At 69.8% G+C, this 278-nt stretch carries 1 protein-coding gene; it reads right to left on the bottom strand.

Going from position 1 to position 278, the window contains the following annotated elements:
* Positions 1 to 278 (bottom strand): FAD binding domain-containing protein (locus AAEY55_RS18260; RefSeq protein WP_350552660.1); only part of this gene is annotated, 278 nt, incomplete at both ends.

Raw genomic sequence — 278 nt, 5'->3', positions numbered from 1 at the left:
CTTGTTGCACTGCGCGAACGCGGGATCGTAGAAATACGGGCAGCGGGTGCGCTGCATCAGGTTGCCGCCGACGGTCGCCATGTTGCGCAATTGCGCGGACGCCCCGGCGAGCAGCGCCTGCGACAGCAGCGGATAGCCGGCGCGCAGGCGCGGATGATCGGCCGCATCGCTGTTGCGCACGAGCGCACCGATGCGCATACCGCCGCCGGGCAACGCATCGACCGTATCGAGGCCCGCGATCCGCGTGATGTCGATGAGCGTGACGGGCCGCGCGACGC

Origin of the sequence: Pseudoalteromonas sp. 120-MNA-CIBAN-0494, assembly GCF_040308885.1 — a bacterium.
In the GTDB taxonomy this organism is placed as follows: Bacteria; Pseudomonadota; Gammaproteobacteria; order Enterobacterales; family Alteromonadaceae; genus Pseudoalteromonas; species Pseudoalteromonas nigrifaciens.
The sequence above is the reverse complement of the archived record's forward strand: the minus strand, read 5'-3'. Positions and strand labels throughout refer to the sequence as shown.